General features: G+C 61.8%; 24 protein-coding genes, 1 tRNA gene and 1 riboswitch. Of the genes, 15 read left to right on the forward strand and 10 right to left on the reverse strand.

Features of this window, described 5'->3' with window-relative positions:
* Positions 1 to 237: 237 nt before the first annotated feature.
* Positions 238 to 322, reverse strand: a tRNA-Leu gene (locus AMC88_RS11425).
* Positions 323 to 504: 182 nt separating this feature from the next.
* On the opposite strand from AMC88_RS11425, the gene lipB reads away from it, so the two are divergent.
* The 8 genes from lipB to AMC88_RS11465 all read left to right on the forward strand — a co-directional run bounded on the left by lipB (position 505) and on the right by AMC88_RS11465 (position 7,839).
* Positions 505 to 1,224 (forward strand): lipoyl(octanoyl) transferase LipB, encoded by a 720-nt coding sequence (lipB, locus tag AMC88_RS11430; protein ID WP_037139526.1) that lies wholly within the window; start codon positions 505 to 507, stop codon positions 1,222 to 1,224.
* A gap of 183 nt (positions 1,225 to 1,407) precedes the next feature.
* Entirely contained in the window at positions 1,408 to 2,316 is a 909-nt protein-coding gene (locus tag AMC88_RS11435) for a DMT family transporter (RefSeq protein ID WP_037112970.1), read from the forward strand.
* 108 nt (positions 2,317 to 2,424) lie between these two features.
* Complete coding sequence (locus AMC88_RS11440; protein ID WP_064825305.1) at positions 2,425 to 3,129, forward strand: hypothetical protein; 705 nt, start codon at positions 2,425 to 2,427, stop codon at positions 3,127 to 3,129.
* A gap of 75 nt (positions 3,130 to 3,204) precedes the next feature.
* Positions 3,205 to 5,214: an acetyl-CoA carboxylase biotin carboxylase subunit gene (locus AMC88_RS11445; RefSeq protein WP_064825306.1), complete on the forward strand. Its 2,010-nt coding sequence runs from the start codon at positions 3,205 to 3,207 to the stop codon at positions 5,212 to 5,214.
* Between the two features lie 78 nt (positions 5,215 to 5,292).
* Entirely contained in the window at positions 5,293 to 6,420 is a 1,128-nt protein-coding gene (locus AMC88_RS11450) for an S-(hydroxymethyl)glutathione dehydrogenase/class III alcohol dehydrogenase (RefSeq protein WP_064825307.1), read from the forward strand.
* Entirely contained in the window at positions 6,420 to 6,905 is a 486-nt protein-coding gene (locus AMC88_RS11455) for a GNAT family N-acetyltransferase (RefSeq protein ID WP_004675550.1), read from the forward strand. The genes AMC88_RS11450 and AMC88_RS11455 overlap by 1 nt, the downstream gene beginning before the upstream one ends.
* Positions 6,902 to 7,369, forward strand: a complete 468-nt coding sequence (locus AMC88_RS11460) for a YaiI/YqxD family protein (RefSeq protein WP_004675551.1) — start codon at positions 6,902 to 6,904, stop codon at positions 7,367 to 7,369. The genes AMC88_RS11455 and AMC88_RS11460 overlap by 4 nt, the downstream gene beginning before the upstream one ends.
* Positions 7,370 to 7,524: 155 nt before the next feature.
* Positions 7,525 to 7,839 carry a DMT family transporter gene (locus AMC88_RS11465; protein WP_064825308.1) on the forward strand — a complete coding sequence of 105 codons (315 nt, stop codon included), beginning with the start codon at positions 7,525 to 7,527 and terminating at the stop codon, positions 7,837 to 7,839.
* A 47-nt stretch (positions 7,840 to 7,886) separates the two neighbouring features.
* On the opposite strand, the gene AMC88_RS11470 is transcribed toward AMC88_RS11465, so the two are convergent.
* The 7 genes from AMC88_RS11470 to crcB all read right to left on the reverse strand — a co-directional run bounded on the left by AMC88_RS11470 (position 7,887) and on the right by crcB (position 13,413).
* Entirely contained in the window at positions 7,887 to 8,279 is a 393-nt protein-coding gene (locus AMC88_RS11470; RefSeq protein ID WP_004675554.1) for a DoxX family protein, read from the reverse strand.
* A 140-nt stretch (positions 8,280 to 8,419) separates the two neighbouring features.
* Complete coding sequence (locus tag AMC88_RS11475) at positions 8,420 to 9,952, reverse strand: acyl-CoA carboxylase subunit beta (RefSeq protein WP_004675556.1); 1,533 nt, start codon at positions 9,950 to 9,952, stop codon at positions 8,420 to 8,422.
* A gap of 25 nt (positions 9,953 to 9,977) precedes the next feature.
* Positions 9,978 to 10,436, reverse strand: coding sequence for a calponin homology domain-containing protein (locus AMC88_RS11480; protein WP_064825309.1), 459 nt, complete (start codon positions 10,434 to 10,436; stop codon positions 9,978 to 9,980).
* Positions 10,437 to 10,503: 67 nt separating this feature from the next.
* Positions 10,504 to 11,289: an ATP12 family chaperone protein gene (locus AMC88_RS11485; RefSeq protein ID WP_004675560.1), complete on the reverse strand. Its 786-nt coding sequence runs from the start codon at positions 11,287 to 11,289 to the stop codon at positions 10,504 to 10,506.
* A gap of 9 nt (positions 11,290 to 11,298) precedes the next feature.
* Positions 11,299 to 11,952, reverse strand: coding sequence for an HAD-IA family hydrolase (locus AMC88_RS11490; RefSeq protein WP_004675562.1), 654 nt, complete (start codon positions 11,950 to 11,952; stop codon positions 11,299 to 11,301).
* On the reverse strand, positions 11,949 to 12,941 hold the full coding sequence (locus tag AMC88_RS11495) for an RluA family pseudouridine synthase (RefSeq protein ID WP_012483948.1): 993 nt from the start codon (positions 12,939 to 12,941) through the stop codon (positions 11,949 to 11,951). The genes AMC88_RS11490 and AMC88_RS11495 overlap by 4 nt, the downstream gene beginning before the upstream one ends.
* Positions 12,942 to 13,035: 94 nt before the next feature.
* Positions 13,036 to 13,413 carry a fluoride efflux transporter CrcB gene (crcB, locus tag AMC88_RS11500; protein ID WP_004675568.1) on the reverse strand — a complete coding sequence of 126 codons (378 nt, stop codon included), beginning with the start codon at positions 13,411 to 13,413 and terminating at the stop codon, positions 13,036 to 13,038.
* A gap of 120 nt (positions 13,414 to 13,533) precedes the next feature.
* Between crcB and AMC88_RS11505 the strand changes: the two genes are divergently transcribed.
* Positions 13,534 to 13,800 (forward strand): hypothetical protein, encoded by a 267-nt coding sequence (locus tag AMC88_RS11505; RefSeq protein ID WP_010002004.1) that lies wholly within the window; start codon positions 13,534 to 13,536, stop codon positions 13,798 to 13,800.
* A gap of 75 nt (positions 13,801 to 13,875) precedes the next feature.
* Here AMC88_RS11505 and AMC88_RS11510 read toward each other — a convergent pair whose 3' ends face one another.
* Both AMC88_RS11510 and AMC88_RS11515 read right to left on the reverse strand, forming a co-directional pair.
* Positions 13,876 to 14,928 (reverse strand): DUF1775 domain-containing protein, encoded by a 1,053-nt coding sequence (locus tag AMC88_RS11510; RefSeq protein ID WP_064825310.1) that lies wholly within the window; start codon positions 14,926 to 14,928, stop codon positions 13,876 to 13,878.
* Positions 14,929 to 15,001: 73 nt separating this feature from the next.
* The gene (locus tag AMC88_RS11515) at positions 15,002 to 15,382 is read right to left on the reverse strand and encodes a hypothetical protein (RefSeq protein WP_010018907.1); all 381 of its coding nucleotides are present in this window, start codon (positions 15,380 to 15,382) and stop codon (positions 15,002 to 15,004) included.
* Between the two features lie 158 nt (positions 15,383 to 15,540).
* Positions 15,541 to 15,633: riboswitch (glycine riboswitch) on the forward strand.
* A gap of 157 nt (positions 15,634 to 15,790) precedes the next feature.
* On the opposite strand from AMC88_RS11515, the gene gcvT reads away from it, so the two are divergent.
* From gcvT to AMC88_RS31980, 6 genes are all read left to right on the forward strand, one after another.
* Entirely contained in the window at positions 15,791 to 16,927 is a 1,137-nt protein-coding gene (gene gcvT / locus AMC88_RS11520; RefSeq protein ID WP_064825311.1) for a glycine cleavage system aminomethyltransferase GcvT, read from the forward strand.
* Between the two features lie 26 nt (positions 16,928 to 16,953).
* Complete coding sequence (gcvH, locus tag AMC88_RS11525; protein ID WP_010017992.1) at positions 16,954 to 17,316, forward strand: glycine cleavage system protein GcvH; 363 nt, start codon at positions 16,954 to 16,956, stop codon at positions 17,314 to 17,316.
* Positions 17,316 to 20,180: an aminomethyl-transferring glycine dehydrogenase gene (gene gcvP / locus AMC88_RS11530; protein ID WP_064825312.1), complete on the forward strand. Its 2,865-nt coding sequence runs from the start codon at positions 17,316 to 17,318 to the stop codon at positions 20,178 to 20,180. The genes gcvH and gcvP overlap by 1 nt, the downstream gene beginning before the upstream one ends.
* Positions 20,181 to 20,389: 209 nt before the next feature.
* Complete coding sequence (locus tag AMC88_RS11535) at positions 20,390 to 21,430, forward strand: glycoside hydrolase family 25 protein (protein WP_064825313.1); 1,041 nt, start codon at positions 20,390 to 20,392, stop codon at positions 21,428 to 21,430.
* A gap of 139 nt (positions 21,431 to 21,569) precedes the next feature.
* Positions 21,570 to 21,872: a flagellar basal body rod C-terminal domain-containing protein gene (locus AMC88_RS11540; protein WP_004675582.1), complete on the forward strand. Its 303-nt coding sequence runs from the start codon at positions 21,570 to 21,572 to the stop codon at positions 21,870 to 21,872.
* A gap of 115 nt (positions 21,873 to 21,987) precedes the next feature.
* Entirely contained in the window at positions 21,988 to 22,611 is a 624-nt protein-coding gene (locus AMC88_RS31980; protein ID WP_080574753.1) for a hypothetical protein, read from the forward strand.
* Positions 22,612 to 22,676 lie beyond the last annotated feature (65 nt).

The following is a 22,676-nucleotide window of genomic DNA, read 5'->3' on the forward strand; positions in this document are numbered from 1 at the left end:
CAGCTAATGACGGGTTAAGCCGTTTACGGGAAATCTCGCATAGCGTCTCGAAATGAGATCGCGATGTTCGAGAATCGCTGATCGCTTGAGTCGCGGTTCAGATCGGTGCGACGTGTATCACTGTCGTCGATGCCCATGTCCGACGCAACGGCAGCGACGGCCAGCCCGCCGTGTCAGACAAATAAAGTTATTAAGCTATGCCGAATTCATCGCCCGGCGAGCGTTCCCTGAAAGGGATGGTGCGGTCGAGAAGACTCGAACTTCCACGGGTTGCCCCACAGCGACCTCAACGCTGCGCGTCTACCAATTCCGCCACGACCGCATCGTGGTAGGTGCCGATTTGCGTCGGCGGGGCAGCATGTAGCAAAAGCATTTGGGGTGCACAAGGGCGATATGACAGTTTTTTTGAAAACCTTTCACAGCATTTGAATTGGCTGAAAAACGGGTCCATATAGGTTGCCTGCCGCCCCTATTTCTCAGGCATTTCGGGGCAAGCGGCAAGGAATGGCCATGCTTCGCACCGATCTCGAATTCTCCATGCTCCCCAAACTCGATAGCCGCCCCGTGCGCTGGCGCATCGCCGATGGGCTCGTCGACTATGAGGAAGCGGTGGTAGCGATGGAGCGGGAGGTGGCGGCGATCGCAGAGGGCGGCGACGAGCTCGTCTGGCTCGTCGAGCATCCACCGCTCTATACTGCCGGCACCAGCGCCAATGCGGGTGACCTCGTCCAGCCGGATCGCTTCCCGGTCTTTGCGACGGGACGCGGCGGCGAATATACCTATCACGGACCCGGTCAGCGTGTCGCCTACGTCATGCTCGACCTGAAGCGCCGGCGACAGGACGTGCGCGCCTTCGTCGCCGCCCTCGAGGAGGTCGTCATCCGCACGCTCGACATGATGAACGTGCGCGGCGAGCGGCGCGAGGATCGCGTCGGCGTCTGGGTGCGCCGGCCGGAAAAACCAATGCTGGCCGACGGAACCATGGCTGAAGACAAGATCGCCGCCCTCGGCATCCGCTTGCGCAAATGGGTGACCTTCCACGGCCTGTCGCTCAACGTCGATCCGGATCTCGATCATTTCAGCGGGATCGTGCCCTGCGGGATATCGGCCTATGGCGTGACCAGCCTCGTCGACCTCGGCCTGCCTGTCATGATGGCGGATGTCGACATCAGGCTGCGCGCCGCTTTTGAGTCGGTTTTTGGCGAGACGGTGAGCGAGCCTTGACCGCTAAAGCGCCTCGCGATCCTTCAGATCGCTTCTTGCGCTTTAGGTCTATGTTTTTCCGCATGTCGTTGCCGCAAAACCGCTGCACACTTTTTCGCGACATGCTTTGGAGAGGTTTGACAGCTTGATTTGCCCGGCTTTCCCGTGATTGATGGGCGCCGTTCCCCGCAAGAATCGGCAGCCATGTCAGAGCCCCATCAAAACTCCCTGCAGGGCATGGCCATCATGTCCGGCGCCATGTTCATCCTGCCGATCATGGACGCCATCGCCAAATACATGGCGACCTTCGAGGCGATGTCGCCGGGCCAGGTGACTTTCTACCGATTCTTTTTCCAGATCGCCTGCACCCTGCCGATCCTCGTCGCGCTTTTCGGGTTCAAGGCGTTTTCGGCCAAGCGACCCTGGATGAATATTCTGCGCGGCGTGCTGCACGGGGCTGCAAGCCTGCTGTTCTTCGTCGCCGTCAAATACATGCCGCTTGCCGACGTCTTCGCCATCTATTTCGTCGAGCCCTTCATGCTGACCGCCATGTCGGCTGTGTTCCTTGGAGAGAAGGTCGGCTGGCGGCGCTGGATGGCGATCGCAGTCGGTTTCGGCGGCGCGATGATCGTAATTCAGCCCAGTTACGAGATTTTCGGCCTCAAGGCGCTGCTGCCGGTCGCCTGCGCCTTTCTGTTCTCGCTCTATCTTTTCCTCAACCGCGCAATCGGCGAGGCCGATTCGCCGCTCACCATGCAGACGATGGCCGGCATTGGCGGGACGGTTTTCATGGCCGCCGCCCTGCTCGTCGGCAGCGACGCCGGCAGCGCGGATTTCGCCATCTCCCTGCCCGCCTCCGGTCTCGGTCTCGGGCTGCTTCTCGCCCTCGGCTCGATCTCCGGATATGCGCATATGCTGGTGGTCCGGGCTTTCCGGCTGGCGCCGCTGTCGCTGCTTGCGCCTTTCCAATATTTCGAGATCATCTCAGCCACGGTCCTCGGCTATGCGTTGTTCAACGATTTCCCGAGTTTTTCCAAGTGGATCGGCATCTTCATCATCGTTGCATCGGGCCTTTTCATCATCTGGCGCGAGCGGCAGCAGCACAATCGCTAAAATCCCCTTGATTTCGGGAATATCGGGTTAACGCCCCTTCTTGAGGGATCGTCAATTCGCAGGCGGTAAAACTGTCCCCGGCTTCATGATGAAGCCTGGAGTTAAAACATGAGCGAATTTCGTCTCGCTTTTCCGGTCTGCGTGGTGGCCGGCAAGCATCGGCTGGCGGCCGAAGATATCGTATTGCTGCGCAAACATGCCTTTCCCGAGGGAATCCGGACATCCCAGGATGTCGCGGCGATGTTGGCGCTCAACAATTCCTGTCCTGAAAAATGTGCCGAGTGGAACGCTTTCTTCGTGGAGCAGCTCGCCGGTTTCATCGTCAATCACACCTATCCGCAGGGCTCGTTGGATGAAATGAACGTTGCCTGGATCATGCGCATGTTCACGACCGATGGCGTCGTCAACTCGGCGCTGGAGCTCGAGCTCATTCTCCACGTCATGGAGATTTCGGCCGATGTTCCGGGTGAACTGCGCGCACTTGCCCTCGACCAGTTGCGCCTGGCGATCACAGACGGCATCGGCGGCTACAAGCTGTCGCGCGCCGCCGACCGCAGGAGCATCACCCGCCAGGACGTCGACTTTACGATGCGCATCTTCAGAAGCACCGCCGCGGGCGGCGTCATCGCCGTATCTCCGGCCGAATACGGCGTCTTCCAGCAGATCGAGCAGGCAACCCTGCCGGCTGCCAACCATCCGCACTGGGCCGGCATCATGGCTGCCGTCGAACTGCGCGATCGTGCCGAGCCGCGCCGCAGCCGCTGGCTTCGCATCGTCGACGAAGAGCCGGTCGCCGAAGCCGCCGTCGCCTGAGCCTTCTCAAGCCCGATTGTGCGTTCCGGTGTTTTGTGCGTAAAACTCCGGAACGCATTTCTGGGTGGAGTCTCGATGTTCAAGAAAATCCTGATCGCGAATCGCGGCGAGATTGCCTGCCGCGTGATCAAGACCGCGCGCCGCATGGGCATTTCGACCGTTGCGGTCTATTCGGATGCGGATCGGGATGCGCTGCATGTCGAGATGGCCGATGAGGCCGTGCATATCGGCCCCGCTGCGGCCTCGGAAAGTTATCTGGTCGCCGAAAAGATCATCGCCGCCTGCAAGGCGACGGGCGCCGAAGCGGTTCATCCCGGTTACGGCTTTCTTTCCGAGCGTGCCGCCTTTTGCGCCGAGCTGGAAAAGCAGGGCATCGTCTTCATCGGCCCGAAGCCGAAGGCGATCATGGCGATGGGCGACAAGATCGAATCGAAGAAATTTGCCAATGCCGCCGGCGTCTCCACCGTGCCCGGCCATCTCGGCGTCATCGAGGATGCCGCCCATGCGGAAACGATCGCTGGTGGCATCGGCTATCCCGTCATGATCAAGGCCTCGGCCGGCGGCGGCGGCAAGGGCATGCGCATCGCCTGGAGCCAGGCTGAGGTCCGCGACGGTTTCGAGCGCGCCCGCTCTGAGGCGAAGAGCTCCTTCGGCGACGACCGCGTCTTCATCGAGAAGTTCGTCGTCGAGCCGCGCCATATCGAGATCCAGGTGCTGGCCGATTCCCATGGCAATGTCGTTTATCTCGGCGAGCGGGAATGCTCGATCCAGCGGCGCAACCAGAAAGTGGCCGAAGAGGCGCCTTCGCCTTTCCTCGACGAAAACACCCGCAAGGCCATGGGCGAACAATCGGTGGCGCTGGCGAGAGCCGTCGAATATCAGAGCGCCGGCACCGTCGAATTCATCGTCGACCGCGACCGCAACTTCTATTTCCTCGAAATGAACACCCGTCTTCAGGTCGAGCACCCCGTCACCGAGCTCGTCACCGGCATCGATCTCGTCGAACAAATGATCCGCGTCGCAGCCGGAGAACCGCTGAGCTTCGGCCAGGAGGATGTCAGCCTCGACGGCTGGGCGATCGAAAGCCGGCTCTATGCCGAGGATCCCTACCGCAACTTCCTGCCTTCGATCGGCCGGCTGACGCGCTACCGCCCGCCGGCGGAAGGCCGCAGCGGCAACGTCGTCATCCGCAACGATACCGGCGTTTTCGAGGGTGCGGAGATCTCGATGTATTACGACCCGATGATCGCCAAGCTCTGCACCTGGGCGCCGACGCGCGGCGAGGCGATCGACGCCATGGGCCGGGCGCTCGATGGATTCGTCGTCGACGGCATCGAACACAATGTCCCCTTCCTGTCGGCGCTGATGAAACATCCACGCTGGCGCGAGGGCCGGCTTTCCACCGGTTTCATCGCCGAGGAATATCCTGAAGGCTTCGCCCCGATGAAGCCGGATGGGCAGGAGGAAGCCACGCTTGCCGCCATCGCGCTGTCGGCTTCACTTATCGAAGCGAACCGCCGCGAAGGTTTTGCCGATCGCCTGCGCGCCGCGTCTGGCGCGCTGCGTGAGCATTGGATGGTCAAAACTGGCGAAAACTACGTCGATGTCAGATTGCGCGACGGCCTTGTCACCATCCCCTTCGATATGGACATGGCGATAGAAGGCGAAAACCGGAGCGTTGTCACCGATTGGAGACCAGGAGATCCGGTCTGGAGCGGCAAGGTTGGCGGCCGGGATATTACTGCCCAGATCCGTCCCGTTCTCAACGGCTTGCGCATCGACTGGCAGGGGCTGTCCGTCACCGCCAAGGTCTTTTCGCCGCGCCATGCCGAACTCGACAGGCTGATGCCGGTAAAGCTGCCGCCCGATACGTCCAAGCTTCTGCTTTGCCCGATGCCCGGCCTCGTCGTGTCGATCGCGGTCGCCGAGGGCCAGGAGGTCAAGGCCGGTGAGACGCTTGCGATCGTCGAGGCGATGAAGATGGAGAATGTCCTGCGCGCCGACCGCGATCTCGTGGTCTCGAAGATCAATGCCGCAGCTGGCGAAAGCCTTGCCGTCGATGCGGTGATCATGGAATTCGCTTGAGCCGGGCTCACCGGCCATGCCAAGCTTCGTCCGATATAAGCAGTCGGAAACCGACAAAATCATCAGGGAGATCTAAAGATGGACGTTCGCGCCGCCGTAGCCGTTCAGGCCGGAAAACCGCTCGAAGTGATGACCGTGCAGCTGGAGGGGCCGCGGACCGGCGAGGTGCTGGTCGAGGTCAAGGCGACCGGCATCTGCCACACCGACGATTTCACGCTCTCCGGCGCCGATCCGGAAGGCCTGTTTCCTGCGATTCTCGGCCATGAGGGTGCCGGCATCGTCGTCGATGTCGGCCCGGGTGTGACCTCGGTGAAGAAGGGCGACCACGTCATTCCACTCTACACGCCGGAATGCCGCGAATGTTATTCCTGCCTCAGCCGCAAGACCAATCTCTGCACCGCCATCCGTTCGACCCAGGGCCAAGGCGTGATGCCGGACGGCACCTCCCGCTTTTCGATCGGCAAGGACAAGATCCATCATTATATGGGCTGCTCGACCTTCGCCAATTACACCGTGCTGCCGGAGATTGCGCTGGCCAAGGTCAATCCCGACGCTCCCTTCGACAAGATCTGCTACATCGGCTGCGGGGTGACCACCGGCATCGGCGCGGTGATCAACACCGCCAAGGTCGAGATCGGTTCGACGGCGATCGTCTTCGGTCTCGGCGGCATCGGCCTCAACGTGCTGCAGGGCCTGCGGCTTGCCGGCGCCGACATGATCATCGGCGTCGACATCAATCCTGACCGCAAGGCCTGGGGCGAGAAATTCGGCATGACGCATTTCGTCAATCCGAAGGAGGTCGGCGACGACATCGTGCCCTATCTCGTCAACATGACGAAGCGCAACGGCGACCTGATCGGCGGCGCAGACTACACCTTCGACTGCACCGGCAACACCAAGGTGATGCGCCAGGCGCTGGAGGCCTCCCACCGCGGTTGGGGCAAGTCAGTCATCATCGGCGTGGCCGGCGCCGGCCAGGAGATCTCCACCCGGCCGTTCCAGCTGGTGACCGGCCGCAACTGGATGGGCACCGCCTTCGGCGGCGCCCGCGGCCGCACCGATGTGCCGAAGATCGTCGACTGGTACATGCAGGGCAAGATCCAGATCGACCCGATGATCACCCACACGATGCCGCTCGAAGACATCAACAAGGGCTTCGACATGATGCACAAGGGTGAGAGCATCCGCGGCGTGGTCGTATATTGATGGTTGCGACGCCCTACACCGCCGACCTCAAGAGTGTCGATGAGCTCCCCGCGCGCGAGCTCTACGACCTCTTGAAAATGCGCGTTGATGTCTTCGTCGTCGAGCAGAACTGCCCCTATCCGGAACTCGACGGCAAGGATATCGATGCCCTGCATCTACGGCTGATGGAGGGCGGCGAACTCCTGGCTTCGGCGCGGATTTTGAAACCGCATGAGCCACAGGATCCGTCAAAGATCGGTCGCGTCGTCGTCTCGCCCGCCCATCGCGGCAAGCGGCTGGGCGATGCATTGATGAGCGAGGCGATCTCTGCCTGCGAACGGCTTTACCCGGCAAACCCCATCGCCTTGTCGGCGCAGGCCCACCTGCGCCGATTCTACGAAGCCTTCGGTTTCATCGTGGCATCGCAGGAATATCTGGAAGACGGCATTCCCCATATCGATATGGTCCGCCAGCCCGCCGTCCAGCCGGCAAGGATATTGTCATGATCTATGTCGATGCCGACGCCTGCCCGGTGAAGCCGGAAATATTGAAGGTCGCCGAACGCCACGGCCTCGAAGTTACCTTCGTCGCCAATTCCGGCCTGCGCCCTTCCCGCGATCCGATGATTCATAACGTCATCGTCTCCAACGCCTTCGATGCCGCCGACAACTGGATCGCCGAGCACGCCGGTCCGGGCGATGTCGTCGTCACTGCCGACGTGCCTCTCGCCGTGCGCTGCGTCGCCACCGGCGCTTACGTCAGCGGCCCGACGGGCCGTGTCTTCGACGAAACCAATATCGGCATGGCCAGCGCCATGCGCGATCTCGGCGCGCATCTGCGCGAAACTGGCGAGAGCAAGGGCTATAACGCCGCCTTCAGCCCGAAAGACCGTTCACGTTTCCTCGAAACCTTCGACCGGCTCTGCCGCCGCGCCAAGAGCCTTTCGGCCGAGGCTGGCGGGAAGCCCTGATCACGCTCGCATGAAACGGGTGGCATGGCGGCCATGCTGATTCCTACCTTGAACACGGCCGTCCCCTCACGCATATAGACACGATCGCAGACGACTGCGGCGTCCTGAGGATGCAACGTCGCGGGGACGGCCTCGCTCTTGAACAGGAGAGTCGCATGGCCTGGTTTCTGCTTTTTCTTGCCGGTCTTTTCGAATGTGGTTGGGCAATCGGCCTTAAATATACCGACGGTTTCACGCGGCCGTTGCCGACGGCGCTGACTGTCATATTCATGGTGGTCAGCGTCGTGCTGCTCGGCTTGGCGGTGAAATATCTGCCGATCGGCACCGCCTATGCGGTCTGGACCGGCATCGGCACGGTCGGCACCGTGCTGCTCGGCGTCTGGTTGCTCGGCGATGAGGCAAGTGTCTCCCGTCTTGCCTGTATCCTCCTGATCGTCGGCGGCATCGCCGGTCTCAAGCTGACCGCCTGACCAGGAAATTGCTGCGGGGCATTAGAACGCCCCGCAGCTATGTCTGCTCAGGCCGTCTTGCGGTTATCGACGGCAAAGGCGCCGGGACCGGAGAAGAACAGGTAGAGGAAGACGAAGCAGAACAGGATTGCAGCGTCGCCCTGGTTGACGGCCGGGAAGAAGCTGTTCGGGGCATGCGCCATGAAATAGGCGACCGCCATTTCGCCGGCGAGCAGGAAGGCGACGGGGCGGGTCAGCAGGCCGACGAGAATGAGGATGCCGCCGACAAGCTCGAGAAGAGCCGCAAACAGCATCAGCGGCGGCAGCGAGCCGGACATCTGCGAAGCGGGAAAGCCGAAAAGCTTCATCGTGCCGTGTTCGATGAACAGCAGCGCGGTTATAATTCTGAGAGCGGCCAGCCCATAGGGGCGATAGGCGGAAAGACGCTCGAAAGTTGACATTAAACCTCTCCATTTAAAACAATGCAGCCGAGCGTTAGCTTGTCCCCGGCAAGGATTGAACACACGGATCGCTGACGGCCGTTCACTTTTTCGACAGCGGATAAACACCCGGCCGCGCGACTTTATTCGATAAAAAAATCTTAGAGCGGGATGTTGTCGTGTTTCTTCCAGGGGTTGGCGAGGTCCTTGTTGCGCAGCATCTTCAGGCCGCGCGCCAGCCGCCGCCGGGTCGAATGCGGCATGATCACCTCATCGACATAACCGCGCTCGGCGGCGACAAAGGGTGAAAGAAACCGGTCCTCGTACATTTTCGTATGTTCGGCGATCTTTTCTGGATCGGCGATATCCTTGCGGAAGATGATCTCGACCGCGCCCTTGGCGCCCATCACGGCGATCTGCGCCGTCGGCCAGGCATAGTTCAAGTCGCCGCGCAGATGCTTCGACGCCATCACGTCATAAGCGCCGCCGAAAGCCTTGCGGGTGATAACGGTGAGCTTCGGCACCGTCGCCTCCGCATAGGCAAAGAGCAGCTTGGCGCCATGCTTGATGAGCCCGCCATATTCCTGTGCGGTACCCGGCAGGAAGCCCGGCACGTCGACGAAGGTGACGATCGGGATGTTGAAGCAGTCGCAGAAGCGCACGAAGCGGGCGGCCTTGCGCGAGGCGTCGCTGTCGAGCACGCCGGCCAGCACCATCGGCTGGTTGGCGACGAAACCGACGGTGGAACCTTCGACGCGGCCAAAGCCGCAGACGATGTTTCCGGCAAAACTCGCCTGGATCTCGAAGAAATCCCCCTCGTCCGCCACCTTCCGGATCAGTTCCTTGATGTCGTAAGGTTTGTTGGCGCTCGCCGGCACCAGCGTATCGAGCGAGGCGTCGGTCTCCGTCACCGACTGGTAACATTCGATCTCGGGCAGCGGCGCGGTGTTCGACAGCGGCAGGAAATCGATCAGCCGGCGCACCTGCAGCAGCGTTTCGACATCATTGTCATAAGCGCCGTCAGCAATCGACGAGCGCGTCGTATGCACCTTCGCGCCGCCGAGCTCCTCAGCGGTTACCGTCTCGTTGGTCACCGTTTTCACCACGTCGGGCCCGGTGACGAACATGTAGGAGGTATCGCGCACCATGAAGATGAAATCGGTCATGGCAGGCGAATAGACGTCGCCGCCGGCGCAAGGACCCATGATCACCGAAATCTGCGGGATGACGCCGGAAGCGAGCACGTTGCGCTGGAACACCTCGGCGTAACCGCCGAGGGCCGCCACACCTTCCTGGATGCGGGCGCCGCCGGCATCATAGATGCCGACGATCGGCGCGCGGTTCTTCAGCGCCATGTCCTGCACCTTCATGATCTTCTCGGCATGCGCTTCCGAAAGCGAGCCGCCGAAGACGGTGAAGTCCTTGGCGAAGACGAAGACGGTGCGGCCGTTGACCGTGCCCCAGCCGGTGACGACGCCGTCGCCGGCGATTCGGCTCTTGTCCATGCCGAAATCGGTCGAGCGATGTTCGACGAACATGTCGAACTCCTCGAAGGAGCCTTCGTCGAGGAAGAGGTCGATGCGCTCGCGCGCGGTCAGCTTGCCGCGCTTGTGCTGGGCCTCGATACGCGCCTTGCCGCCGCCAAGGCGGGCGACGCCGCGGCGGCGTTCCAGTTCTTCAAGAATTTCCTTCATGCGATCTCCTTTGCCGCTGCGTAGGCTAGCGGCTACGTCCGCTGAGCGAGAAAACCGATCGAATCCTGGCTGCCACGTCTTCGGCGATGATTTCGTCGGCAAGCTTGGGATCGGCGGCCATGCTGGTCACGTCGAAGGCGCTGACGGCGATCACCGACCCATCCTCCACCGAAGCCGCGTCGACGCTGATCTTGGCGACGTTGCGATCCTTCTGGAAGCCGAGGCCTTTCTGGATTGATATCACGCGGATCGTCAGCACAACCCGCGGCAGCACGGTATCACGCACGGTGGCATTGATGGCGGCATTGACGCGGTCGTTGATGCCGGAGAGCAGCTCGGCCGGCATGTTCGGGCCGGAGAGAACGACGGCGCTGCGCACATCGTAGAGCGGCGTCGCAGGCTTCGGGCCAAAAAGGCTGGCGCAGGCCGTGAGCGTAATACAGACGAGTGCGGCCCGGCAAAAACACGACCTCAGCCAATTCATCGCAAAATCCCGCACCACCCCGTTGGAGTCGCAGATTTCGTCATAATGTCCGGGAAGGCAATATGTTTCAGTCGCTTAGGGCGAAAAAAACATCCGCTGCCGCCTTGAACTCGACAAAGCGCTTGGCGCGGCGCTCCTCAGCCTCCTCGTCGCGTCCCCAGTGCTCGATCGTCCAGTCCTCGTCGAGATGGGCAAGCGACCACACCTCTTCGACGGTCAGCCGGCCCTCGGCGAAGGCGAGCGCCAGGATTGCCGAGCCGGTCAGCGTGGTGATGGTGTGGAGAGCAGCGAGCGCCATCGGGCTCTGATGCCGCGCCAGCGTAACGGCAAAGGCTGCAGTCGCCTCGCGCGGCTGCTCATGGTGCATCACCCCTTCAATGAGGATGAAGCGGGCGCCCAGATCATTTGCCGCCCAGTCGATCACCGGATCCCAGCGCTGCCGCTGGCGCTCGACCAGCAGTTCGGGCCCGTCTGCGCGGTAGCAGAGAAGGTCGCTCGAGGAAAAACGCAGAATGTCTTCGAAGATCGCCTGCGCATTGGTCGCCACCCCGTCGAGCGCGGTATTGACCAGCCGCGTCGCCGGCATGGTGACGGGATCGATCTCCTCACCCTGGGCCCGCCATTCGGCGGCGACAAGCTGCGCGAGCGCCTCGGTCGGCACGGCGAGGACCTGCCGCGCCGGCGTGCGGACCATCTTGCCGTCGAGGGTGATCGCAAAACCACCCTCGTGTTCGGCGACGGCGACCTCGGCATAGAAGCGCTTAGGCAGCGGCTTCTTCATCTGGATCTGCGCGCGGCGGATGGGATCAGGATGGCTCAGGCCTTCGGAAAGATCGTTCAGCAGATCGCGCATGGCATCACCTCAGGAAAAATGGCGCAATATCTCGTTTGGATGATAGGCGATCGCATCGGCGCCATTGGCGATCAGTTCATCCACGCTGGCATAGCCCCAGGCAACGCCGATCGCCTTGGCGCCGGCAGCCTTTGCCATCTGCATATCGTAAACCGCGTCGCCAATGACAATGGCGTCGCGCGCATTCATGCCGGTTTCGTCGCAGCATTCCGTCACCATGGCCGGGTGCGGTTTCGACGGGCAATCGTCGGCGGTGCGGGCAACGACAAAATGCTGGTCGAAACCGTGCGTCTCCATCACCAGATTCAGTCCGCGCCGGGATTTTCCCGTCACCGCTCCGATCAGCAGGTCCTCGCGGCCGCTGATCGCATCGATCATCTCGCGAATGCCGGGAAACAGCGGCTCTCTGTAGTCGAGATCCTGGCGCACGACGGTAAACAGCGATTTGTAATGCGCCGTCATGTCGATGTCCTGCTGCTCGACATGTGGTCTGCCTTGCATCCGGGCGATCGCTATATCGAGCGACAGGCCGATAATGGCCTTGGTGTCCTCGAACCGAGGTTCCGGCTTGCCGAATTTGTCGAAAGTCCGTCGCATGGTTTCATGGATCAGCCCGGCGCTGTCGACCAGCGTGCCGTCGCAATCGAAAAGAGCGAGTTTCATTCGCTGTCCCTTTCAGCGCCGGCAAGGTCGAGACCGAGCAGGTTCCAGGTCTGCACCATATGCGGCGGCAGCGGCGCGCTGACGCGCAGGCGGCCGCCGGATGGATGCGGGATGTCAATGTGGCGCGCGTGCAGGTGCAGCTTCTTCTGGATCCCGCCCGGAAAATCCCAATTCGGATCGTCGTCGAAATATTTCGGATCGCCGATGATCGGATGACCGATATGCAGGGCATGCACACGCAGCTGGTGGGTACGGCCGGTATACGGCTCCATTTCAAGCCATGCGAGATTCTGCGCCGCCGTCTCCAGCACGCGGTAGAAGGAAATCGCATGGTCGGCGCCGTCTTCGCCGTGTTTAGCGATGCGCATGCGGTCGCCATCGGCCGTCGCTTCCTTGACGAGCCAGGTCGAGATCTTATCCTCGTGCTTGCGCGGCACGCCCTTGACCAACGCCCAATAGGTTTTCTTGGTGTCGCGCTCGCGGAAGGCGGCGGTCAGCTTCTGTGCGGCGCCGCGGGTGCGAGCGATGACGAGAACGCCCGAGGTGTCGCGGTCGAGGCGGTGAACGAGCCGCGGCTTTTCGCCCTTCGGGCTGGTCCAGGCTTCGAGCATCTGGTCGATGTGCCGGGCCACGCCGGAGCCGCCCTGCACCGCAATACCGGGCGGCTTGTTGAGCACGATCACCTTTTCGTCCTCATGCAGCACCATGCGCGACAGGAGGTCGAAATCGCTGGAATGCTTGAGATCCTTGCCGGCGATCGGTCCCGATTTCAGCTTCGCATCGACATCGAGCGGCGGCACGCGCACCGTCTGGCCGGGCTGCACGCGCGCATCCGATTTGACACGGCCGCCGTCGACGCGCACCTGGCCGGAGCGCAACAGCTTCTGCAGCGGACCGAAGCCGAGCCCCGGAAAATGCACCTTGAACCAGCGATCGAGCCGCATGCCGGCTTCGTCGGGTTCAACCTTGATATGTTCTATGCCAGCCATACTCGATCTTTCGGAAATTGCCGCACGGGCCGAGCCGGCGTTCTTGCCGCAGCCTTTAGAGCATTTTCACACAAAACGGAAACCGGAATCGAAATCAGGCCAAAGCGCGCATGACGGCGAGCCCTGATATGACCGCCGCCATCGAAAGCCCGACACTTGCAGCGATGTAGATCCCGCCGGTGATGGCCTCGCCGCGCTCGAACAGGGAGATCGCATCCAGCGAGAAGGCCGAGAAAGTGGTGAAGCCGCCGAGAAAGCCGGTAATCAGCAAGAGGCGCAGCTCCATTGAGGCGTTGAACCTGCGCGCGATCAGCTCGGCGAAGACGCCGATGACGAAGCAGCCGACCACATTGACGGCGAGCGTGCCCCAGGGAAAGGCGGGCCCCATGAGCCTCAGCGCCCATTGGCCGACGTAATATCTGAGGACGGAACCGATCGCGCCGCCGAGGGCGACAAGGAAAGCCTGAATCATAGACCGGATTTACCGCAATTCGGGATCAACTCCAATCGAGTCGCACGAAATCCTGCCAGTCGGTAAAATGCCAATGATTTTCTTACGATAGCGCCAAGATCATGCCGATACCGTGACGGCATGACGCAGCTCCTGTCCATATCGGCCAACACCGCCGCCGTTGCCTTCGAATCGCTGAGGATCCCGCAGCGTGTGGCAACGAGCACGGCGGCGCGTGATGCAAAGCGCATTGCCGACCGGCAATTGAAGGCCGAAAACCTTGATGAAGCCGAGGAGCCCTCCAGCATCATTCAATCGACGGAAGTGGCGCTCGACCTGATGACCAAAGGCAACCGCCAGCCGCAGACCGGCCTCAGGCAGGCGCTGCAATCCTACGAGGACGTCTGACACAGCCACTTTCCGAACGAAGCCAGACCTTGTCATGAGCCCGCAGCCACGGCCGCGGGCTCATGGACTGCGCTGTCACTTGCTCTGGGCCGAAAGCACCTGCAGCACAAGGTCGACCTTGCCGGCCTTCTCGAAGATAAGGGTCACGGGAACGGTATCGCCCTGCTTGAACGGCGTTTTCACCTTCTGGAACATCAGATGCAGGTTGCCGGGCTCGAGCTTGACGGTTTCGCCGGCGGCGATGGCGACGCCATCCTTCAGCTGTCGCATCCGCATGACATTGTCCTTCGTTTCCATCGCATGGATCTGAACTTCACCTGATACCGGCGAGGTTACCGACAGCAGGCGATCGTCCGTCTGGCCGCTGTTCTTCACCGTGAAGAAGCCGCCGCCGACCGGCTGGCCGGGCAGCATCGCCTTGGCGAAGCCGCCGGAGATTTCGAGGTCTCCGGCCTTGACCGTTTCGCCGGCCGGCGCCGCAGCGCCCATGCCGGTCATGTCCATGCCGGGCTTACCGGTCATGTCCATGCCGGCTTTGCCGGTCATGCCCATACCGGCCATATCCATGCCGGCCTTGTCGTGGTCGTGACCATGGCTATCCCCCGCGACGACTTTCAGGAGCGGCGCCGGGCTTTTCATCCCATGTGGGTCGCCGCCGTCCTTCGCCACCTGATCCCAGGCGGTGACCGCATCGCCGCACATCTGGGTCACCGGGAAGGCGAGCGAGGTGCCGGCTTCAACCCCCGACACCTTACCCTGGATGACGAAGGTGTCGTAGAAGTCGTCGGAGAGATTGCCGTTCTTCCAACGAATCTCGACCGCGCCCGTCTTCACCTTGTCGCCGTGATTGTCATAGGTCTTCTGGTAGTCGCCTTTGATCACTTCGAGTTCCCAGCCGGCCTTCGGCTGCGGCTTGGCGAAGACGAAGCCTTCCGGCAGCTTGACCCGCACCTCAGTGGTCGCCTTGCCGTCGCAGCCATGCGGCACCTGCAGCGTGGCGAGAATCGTGCTTTCCTGGCTCGCCTCCTTGTCGAGGAAGCTCACATGCGCCTCGGCGTCGGCAAAGGCGGTTGCAGAAAGAAGGACGGCAAGCGGGAATGCCTTGCCAAATGTCTTGATGGTCTTCATCGGATATCTCCTCGCCGGCCGAAAATTTCTGTTGGGCGGACCGGCATGCTTCATCATCGGTTGCAAAGGCAGATCAGATGAGGACCGGAGGGGCGCGGGAGTTCGGTCGGCTGACGGCGCTGACGCCGGCAACGGCTGAGGTCTCGATCGGGGGATTGATGAGCGAGGCGAGCTTGCGCTCGAGCCATGAACCCGCATCCGGCGTCGGCAGGATCACCGAGGCTGACAGTCGGCAGGCTTCGCAATTCGGCTTGAAGGCAACAGTCTTGTCGCCGGTGTCTCTCACGGTAACGCAGAGCGAGGCAAAGCTGCCGTCGGGCAGCACATAGGCAGCCGCATCATAACCGTCGGAAGCGACAGCCTGCGGCGCCTGGTGGGCAAAGCCGAGCAAAAGCAGGCTCAAGGCGCAAAACATGCGCAAAAAGAGCGTTGCTTTCAGTCCGTTCTGCCGCATGGGATCCCCTTCAACAGCATGTCGCGATAGCCGGTTTCCTCTTGGATTGCAAAAGCAGATTTGCCGCAGCCGGGGGCCGGACCTGACTATGGCGACAAAAATTTGTCCGGTCACGACATTTGGCCTTGCCAAGCGCCACGCTCGCCGGATAATTGCGACCAACCCTGTTGGGAGAATCCGGTGCATTCGTCACCGGTGCCGAAGGAGCAACCGCCCCGGAAACTCTCAGGCCAAAGGACCAGCAAGGGGCAGACGGAACTCTGGAGAGAAGCGTTCTCGAAACGCTCGCCGAAGGGATAACAATCTCAGGCGTCAAGGACAGAGGGGGCTCAGGAGAGAAGCGCGCAGCCGCGCCTTCAGATTTGAGCCCGCGCCTTCGCAACAAGGCGCAAACCCCGGAGGCGTCGTTTGGACGATACTGCTGCCCTGAAGAAAACCCCGCTGCATGCCCTGCATCTTTCGCTCGGCGCCCGCATGGTGCCGTTCGCGGGTTACGACATGCCGGTACAATATCCCGCCGGCGTGATGAAGGAACATCTACATACCCGCACCGAAGCCGGCCTCTTCGACGTCTCCCATATGGGCCAGGTCATCGTGAAGGCGAAGTCGGGCAGCTATGCGGATGCGGCGCTGGCGCTCGAAAGCCTGGTGCCTGTCGACATCCTCGGCCTTCCCGAAGGTCGCCAGCGCTACGGTTTCTTCACCGACGACACCGGCGGCATTCTCGACGATCTGATGATCACCCATCTCGACGACCACCTTTTCGTCGTCGTCAACGCTTCCTGCAAGGAGGCCGACCTCGCCCATCTGCAGGCCCATATCGGTGACCAGTGCGACATCACGCTGCTGAACCGCGCTTTGATCGCGCTGCAGGGGCCGCGCGCCGTCGAGGTTCTCGCCGAACTCTGGGCCGATGTCGCGGCAATGAAGTTCATGGACGTGCGCCACTGCCGCCTGCACGACGTTTCCTGTCTCGTCTCGCGCTCGGGCTATAGCGGCGAGGACGGCTTTGAAATCTCGATTCCATCAGATAAGGCCGAGGATGTCACCATGCGGTTGCTCGAACATCCCGACGTTCAGGCAATCGGCCTCGGCGCCCGCGATTCGCTGCGCCTGGAAGCCGGCCTCTGCCTCTATGGCAACGATATCGACGCGTCCACCTCGCCGGTCGAGGCAGCGCTCGAATGGGCGATGCAGAAGGCGCGGCGGGCCGGCGGCGCCCGCGCCGGCGGTTTTCCCGGCTCCGGCCGCATTCTCTCCGAACTCGAAAACGGCGCCGCCCGCCGCCGTGTCGGCCTGAAGCCGGAAGGCAAGGCGCCGGTGCGCGGCCATGCCAGGCTCTATGCCGATGCCGAGGGCCGGACCGAAATCGGCGAAGTCACCTCGGGCGGCTTCGGCCCCAGCGTCGAAGGACCCGTCGCCATGGGCTACGTTCCGGTCTCTCATGCCGTGGCCGGCACGCAGGTTTATGCCGAGGTGCGCGGCAAGTTCCTGCCGGTCACCGTCTCCGCCCTGCCCTTCGTTGCGCCGACCTACAAACGCTGAAACTCTGTTTCCGAAAGGATTTTTCCATGCTGAAATTTACCGCTGAACATGAATGGCTTGAACTCGACGGCGATGTCGCAACCGTCGGCATCACCACCTACGCCGTCGAACAGCTGGGCGATCTCGTCTTCGTCGAACTGCCGGAAGTCGGCAAGAGCTTTTCGAAGAACGACGATGCGGCGACCGTCGAATCCGTCAAGGCAGCCTCCGAAGTCTATTGTCCACTTGACGGCGAGATCACCGCTGTCAACGACGCGATCGTCGCCGATCCCTCGCTCATCAATTCCGATCCGCAAGGCGCCGGCTGGTTCTTCAAGCTGAAGCTCAAGAATCGCGCCGATGCCGACGGCCTGCTCGATGAGGCCGCCTACAAGGAGCTCACCGCGTAATGACGACGCCGACCGAATTCCAGTTCACCGATTACCAGCCCTACGATTTCGCCAATCGCCGCCATATCGGCCCGTCGCCGGCCGAGATGACCGACATGCTGAAGGTGATCGGTTTTAACAGCCTCGACGGGTTGATCGACGCAACGCTGCCGCCCACCATCCGCCAGAAAGCGCCGCTCGTCTGGGGCGCGCCGATGACCGAGCGCGAGGCGCTCGACAAGCTGCGCGAGACCGCCAACAAGAACAAGGTGCTGGTCTCGCTGATCGGCCAGGGCTACTACGGCACGATCACGCCGCCGGTCATCCAGCGCAATATCCTGGAGAATCCCGCCTGGTACACGGCTTACACGCCTTACCAGCCGGAGATCAGCCAGGGCCGTCTGGAAGCGCTCCTGAATTACCAGACGATGGTCTGCGACTTGACCGGTCTCGATGTCGCCAACGCCTCGCTGCTCGACGAGGCGACCGCCGCTGCCGAAGGCATGGCGATGGCCGAGCGGGTCTCCAAGTCGAAGGCCAAGGCCTTCTTCGTCGATGCCGACTGCCATCCGCAGACCATTGCCCTGATCCGCACCCGTGCCGAACCGCTCGGCTGGAGCGTCATCGTCGGCAATCCGTTCACCGATCTCGATCCCGTCGACGTCTTCGGCGCGATCTTCCAGTATCCCGGCACCCATGGCCACGTGCATGATTTCACCGGCCTGATCGCCCGCCTGCACCAGGCCGGCGCCATATCAGTGGTCGCAGCCGATATCCTGGCGCTGACGCTGCTGAAATCGCCCGGCGAAATGGGCGCCGACATCGCCGTCGGCTCCTCGCAGCGCTTCGGCGTTCCAGTCGGCTACGGCGGTCCGCATGCGGCCTACATGGCGGTCAAGGATGCCATCAAGCGCTCCATGCCCGGTCGCCTTGTCGGCGTTTCCGTCGATGCCCGCGGCAACCGCGCCTACCGCCTGTCGCTGCAGACCCGCGAACAGCATATCCGCCGCGAGAAGGCGACGTCGAACATCTGCACCGCCCAGGTGCTGCTCGCCGTCATGGCCTCGATGTATGCGGTCTTCCACGGGCCCGATGGCATCAAGGCGATCGCCCAGCAGGTGCACCAGAAGGCCGTGCTGATGGCCAAGGGCCTGGAAAAGCTCGGCTACAAGGTGGAGCCCGAAAGCTTCTTCGACACGATCACCGTCGATGTCGGCCACATGCAGGGCCTCATCCTGCGCGCCGCCGTCGCCGAGGGCGTCAATCTGCGCAAGGTCGGCGAGACGAAGATCGGCATGAGCCTCGACGAGCGCACCCGACCCGCGACCCTCGAAGCCGTCTGGCGTGCCTTCGGCGGCAATTTCACGATCGCCGATTTCGAGCCGTCTTATCGGCTGCCGAAGGGCCTGCTCCGGACGACCGATTATCTCGCCCATCCGATCTTCCACATGAATCGGGCCGAGAGCGAGATGACCCGCTATATCCGGCGGCTCTCCGACCGGGATCTGGCGCTCGACCGCGCCATGATCCCGCTCGGCTCCTGCACGATGAAGCTCAATGCGACGGCGGAAATGCTGCCGATCACCTGGCCGGAATTTTCCGACATCCATCCCTTCGTGCCGGCCGACCAGGCGCTCGGCTATCGCGAGATGCTCGACGACCTGACGGAAAAGCTCTGCGCCGTCACCGGCTACGACGCCTTCTCGATGCAGCCGAATTCCGGCGCGCAAGGCGAATATGCCGGCCTGCTGACGATCCGCAACTACCACATCGCCAATGGCGAGGGCCATCGTGACGTCTGCCTGATCCCGACCTCCGCGCACGGCACCAACCCGGCCTCGGCCCAGATGGTCGGCATGAAGGTGGTCGTCGTCAAGGTGCGCGAGAATGGCGACATCGACATGGAGGATTTCCGCGCCAAGGCCGAGGAGCATGCGGCAAATCTTTCCTGTTGCATGATCACCTACCCTTCGACGCACGGTGTGTTCGAGGAGACGGTCAAGGAGATCTGCGAGCTGGTGCACAAGCACGGCGGCCAGGTCTATCTTGACGGCGCCAACATGAACGCCATGGTCGGCCTGTCCCGCCCTGGTGACATCGGCTCCGACGTGTCCCATCTCAACCTGCACAAGACCTTCTGCATCCCGCACGGCGGCGGCGGTCCCGGCATGGGTCCGATCGGCGTCAAGGCGCATCTGGCGCCCCACCTGCCCGGCCATCCCGAGACCGACGGCCGTCCGGGCGCGGTGTCGGCCGCTGCCTTCGGCTCGGCTTCGATCCTGCCGATCTCCTGGAGCTATTGCCTGATGATGGGCGGCGAAGGCCTGACGCAGTCGACCAAGGTGGCGATCCTCAACGCCAACTATATCGCCGCCCGGCTGAAGGGCGCCTATGACGTGCTCTACAAGTCGAAGACCGGCCGTGTGGCGCATGAATGCATCATCGACACGCGGCCGCTGGTCGACAGTTCAGGCGTCACAGTCGACGACGTCGCCAAGCGGCTGATCGACTGCGGCTTCCATGCGCCGACCATGAGCTGGCCGGTATCAGGCACGCTGATGATCGAGCCGACGGAAAGCGAGACCAAGGCCGAGCTCGACCGCTTCTGCGAGGCGATGCTGGCGATCCGCGAGGAAGCCCGCGCCATCGAGGACGGCCGGATGGACAAGGTCAACAACCCGCTGAAGAACGCCCCGCACACGGTGGAAGATCTTGTCGGCGAATGGGATCGGCCCTACAGCCGGGAACAGGCCTGCTTCCCGCCCGGCGCCTTCCGGGTCGACAAATACTGGTCGCCGGTCAACCGCGTCGACAACGTCTATGGCGACCGCAACCTGATCTGCACCTGCCCGCCGGTCGAAAGCTACGCCGAGGCAGCGGAGTAACAGCAATCTGCAAGCCCTCCGGCACCGTTCTGGAGGGCTTGCACGCGGGGCCTTGCATAGGCGGCGAGCGGCGGAATGAACTCGGCCCCCTTTCACGGCATTGGATTCAAATTTAACCTTTCTTAGCAAGTCTCTGTTAGCAATTCAAAATGGGCAGTTTTCCCTACCGGAAACGTCGCCGTCGATCTTGGTTTTGCGTGCAGGTTCTTATGCGCTCATCGGCTGTATCAGCAATTCTCCTCGCCGCCGTGATCCTGTCGGGATGCTCCACGAGCTCGGGCGCCGAAGACGTGCTCACCCCTGTGCCGTCGAAGGAAACCACCAATGCCATCGCGAAGCCGACCGGTCCGATACCGACCGCCGCCGTTGGCGACGCCGCCCCGCAGGCAAGCCCGCCGCAGGAAGCATTGAGCTGGACGGGACCGGTTCCGGAACCTCAAGCGCTGGTACCGGCGGAAAGACCGGTTGGCATGCCGATGCCGACGGAAAGGCCGGTTGCGATGTTGATGCCTGCCAATCCGGGGATCGACCCGGAGGCAGGTCCGAAATCACCGACACGCTCGCGAATTTATAGCCACCGTTTCCGCGACGCCAAGCCGATCAACTTCGGCTCGACCTCACCCCGAAAGCTTGCCGTGCATGGCGTCGACGTCTCGCGCTGGCAAGGCGAGATCGATTGGGACACTCTGCGGCAGCAGGGGGCGAACTTCGTCTACATCAAGGCGACCGACGGCGGCGATCATCTCGATCCGATGTTCAGGAAGAACTGGCGCCGGGCCAAGGAAGCCGGCCTGAAACACGGCGCCTACCATTTCTTCTACTGGTGTCGCACGGCCGGTGAACAGGCCGACTGGTTCATCCGCAACGTGCCGAGAGAAGCAAACGCGCTTCCGCCGGTGATTGACGTCGAATGGAACGGCGAATCGAGCTGCAAGCGGCGCATTTCCCCGGCCCGCGTCCGGGAGAAGATGCAGGTCTTCATGGACAAGCTGGAGCGCTATTATGGCCAGCGCCCGATCATCTACACGGCACCGGATTTCTACCGCGACAATTTGAAGGGCCAGATGCTCGACTATCCCTTCTGGCTGCGCTCGGTCGCCGCCCACCCGTCGAAGGTCTATCCGGGCCGCAAGTGGCTGTTCTGGCAATATTCCGGCTCCGGCCTCTCCGACGGCGTCGACGGCAAGATCGACCTAAACGTCTTCAACGGCAGCGAAAGCGACTGGCACGATTGGGTGGCGTCGCGATAGCGAAACCGGATCCGTGCCAATCCGGAACAGCTGGAGCGGCAGGCCGCGCCGGCTATAGCTCTTCGCTAACGCAACGCCTTCAGCATTCCCTAAATCCTTGCAGGTAAAAGACGATCATCCAGTTCTGGGGAAACGGCTGATGAGCATATCGGGCATTACCAACATTGCTCTTTCGGGAATGCGGGCGCAGATGACCCGGATCGGCGCGATCGCCAACAATGTCGCCAACAGCAGCACGCCGGGTTACGCCAGGCTGAACACCAGCCTCACCTCCACTGAACCGGGCGTGCAGGCCATCGTCGAACCGACGACGTCGGACGTCGATCCGGCCACCGAACTGACCGAGATGATCGAAGCCGAACAGGCCTACAAGGCAAACGCCGCTGTCTTCGAGACCGGCGCCGACATGTGGGAAATGCTGATGAGCATTAAACGCGACTGAGCGCGATTCTCGAAGTTATTGTTATAAATTTTCGGATCGGTCCTCTGTCCATTTGCCTACTGACTCGGCCATCACGAAATCAGCCGCCCTGCACCATCTCAGGAAAGAATTCCGCTTGCGCCGCATTACCCTATCAATCCTTCTGAATTTAGCCCTGATAACCAGCGCTGGCGCTAACGAAGACCTTTCCGGTGTTTGGCGTGATCTGTTCACACGCTGTCGGATCGCCGTGGAGACCGGCAAAGACTTTGACGCGACAGGATTACGCGACCTTGGGCGTAGCGTGAGAACGGTGCCCCCCATAACTGCTCCGGGGGTACCCTTTCCACTTCTACATGGATACAAAATGGCAGAACAACGCTGGGAGGTTCCAGGATCTCGTTTCGTTGTCGTGGAAGCCGAGTACCCACCAGATGGTGGCAAATCAAGACGTTCGTGCAAACTCGAACTCGCTCAGGGAGCGGAACCAATTTCCACGGAGGAGGAAAAGCTACTGAGAGCGACATTCTTCGTCGAACGGAATGACCTCCTCAGCACCGGACGCCACGAATATTGGAACCCGGATCCGTTATTTTCCACCAATCTTGGTATTCGACTGGCAGGGAACAATCCCTACGGCTGCCGCGTGGTCTCTTTCCTGGACATCGACACACGATCCCATTCACAGTCGTTTTTTCAGACAGGTTCCGCTGAGCAGGACGCAGCATGCGGTGCGGCACCTCGTTTCACTCATCCATAAAAATGAAACGACTTGAGTGGAATCGAACCGGATTCATCCGGAATGATCGGCGGAAATTTCTAGCC

This window comes from Rhizobium phaseoli (assembly GCF_001664385.1).
Taxonomy (GTDB): Bacteria; Pseudomonadota; Alphaproteobacteria; order Rhizobiales; family Rhizobiaceae; genus Rhizobium; species Rhizobium phaseoli.

Coding starts and splice junctions, on each gene's coding strand:
- AMC88_RS11505 (WP_010002004.1), top strand. CDS start 13,534: ATGACGCAGCTCCTGTCCATATCGGCCAACACCGCCGCCGTTGCCTTC.
- AMC88_RS11485 (WP_004675560.1), bottom strand. CDS start 11,289: ATGCGCGATCTGCTGAACGATCTTTCCGAAGGCCTGAGCCATCCTGAT.
- AMC88_RS11455 (WP_004675550.1), top strand. CDS start 6,420: ATGGTTGCGACGCCCTACACCGCCGACCTCAAGAGTGTCGATGAGCTC.
- AMC88_RS11490 (WP_004675562.1), bottom strand. CDS start 11,952: ATGAAACTCGCTCTTTTCGATTGCGACGGCACGCTGGTCGACAGCGCC.
- AMC88_RS11495 (WP_012483948.1), bottom strand. CDS start 12,941: ATGGCTGGCATAGAACATATCAAGGTTGAACCCGACGAAGCCGGCATG.
- lipB (WP_037139526.1), top strand. CDS start 505: ATGGCCATGCTTCGCACCGATCTCGAATTCTCCATGCTCCCCAAACTC.
- AMC88_RS11510 (WP_064825310.1), bottom strand. CDS start 14,928: ATGAAGACCATCAAGACATTTGGCAAGGCATTCCCGCTTGCCGTCCTT.
- crcB (WP_004675568.1), bottom strand. CDS start 13,413: ATGATTCAGGCTTTCCTTGTCGCCCTCGGCGGCGCGATCGGTTCCGTC.
- AMC88_RS11450 (WP_064825307.1), top strand. CDS start 5,293: ATGGACGTTCGCGCCGCCGTAGCCGTTCAGGCCGGAAAACCGCTCGAA.
- AMC88_RS11445 (WP_064825306.1), top strand. CDS start 3,205: ATGTTCAAGAAAATCCTGATCGCGAATCGCGGCGAGATTGCCTGCCGC.
- AMC88_RS11440 (WP_064825305.1), top strand. CDS start 2,425: ATGAGCGAATTTCGTCTCGCTTTTCCGGTCTGCGTGGTGGCCGGCAAG.
- AMC88_RS11540 (WP_004675582.1), top strand. CDS start 21,570: ATGAGCATATCGGGCATTACCAACATTGCTCTTTCGGGAATGCGGGCG.
- AMC88_RS11480 (WP_064825309.1), bottom strand. CDS start 10,436: ATGAATTGGCTGAGGTCGTGTTTTTGCCGGGCCGCACTCGTCTGTATT.
- gcvP (WP_064825312.1), top strand. CDS start 17,316: ATGACGACGCCGACCGAATTCCAGTTCACCGATTACCAGCCCTACGAT.
- AMC88_RS11470 (WP_004675554.1), bottom strand. CDS start 8,279: ATGTCAACTTTCGAGCGTCTTTCCGCCTATCGCCCCTATGGGCTGGCC.
- gcvH (WP_010017992.1), top strand. CDS start 16,954: ATGCTGAAATTTACCGCTGAACATGAATGGCTTGAACTCGACGGCGAT.
- AMC88_RS11535 (WP_064825313.1), top strand. CDS start 20,390: ATGCGCTCATCGGCTGTATCAGCAATTCTCCTCGCCGCCGTGATCCTG.
- AMC88_RS11475 (WP_004675556.1), bottom strand. CDS start 9,952: ATGAAGGAAATTCTTGAAGAACTGGAACGCCGCCGCGGCGTCGCCCGC.
- AMC88_RS11515 (WP_010018907.1), bottom strand. CDS start 15,382: ATGCGGCAGAACGGACTGAAAGCAACGCTCTTTTTGCGCATGTTTTGC.
- AMC88_RS11465 (WP_064825308.1), top strand. CDS start 7,525: ATGGCCTGGTTTCTGCTTTTTCTTGCCGGTCTTTTCGAATGTGGTTGG.
- AMC88_RS11460 (WP_004675551.1), top strand. CDS start 6,902: ATGATCTATGTCGATGCCGACGCCTGCCCGGTGAAGCCGGAAATATTG.
- AMC88_RS11435 (WP_037112970.1), top strand. CDS start 1,408: ATGTCAGAGCCCCATCAAAACTCCCTGCAGGGCATGGCCATCATGTCC.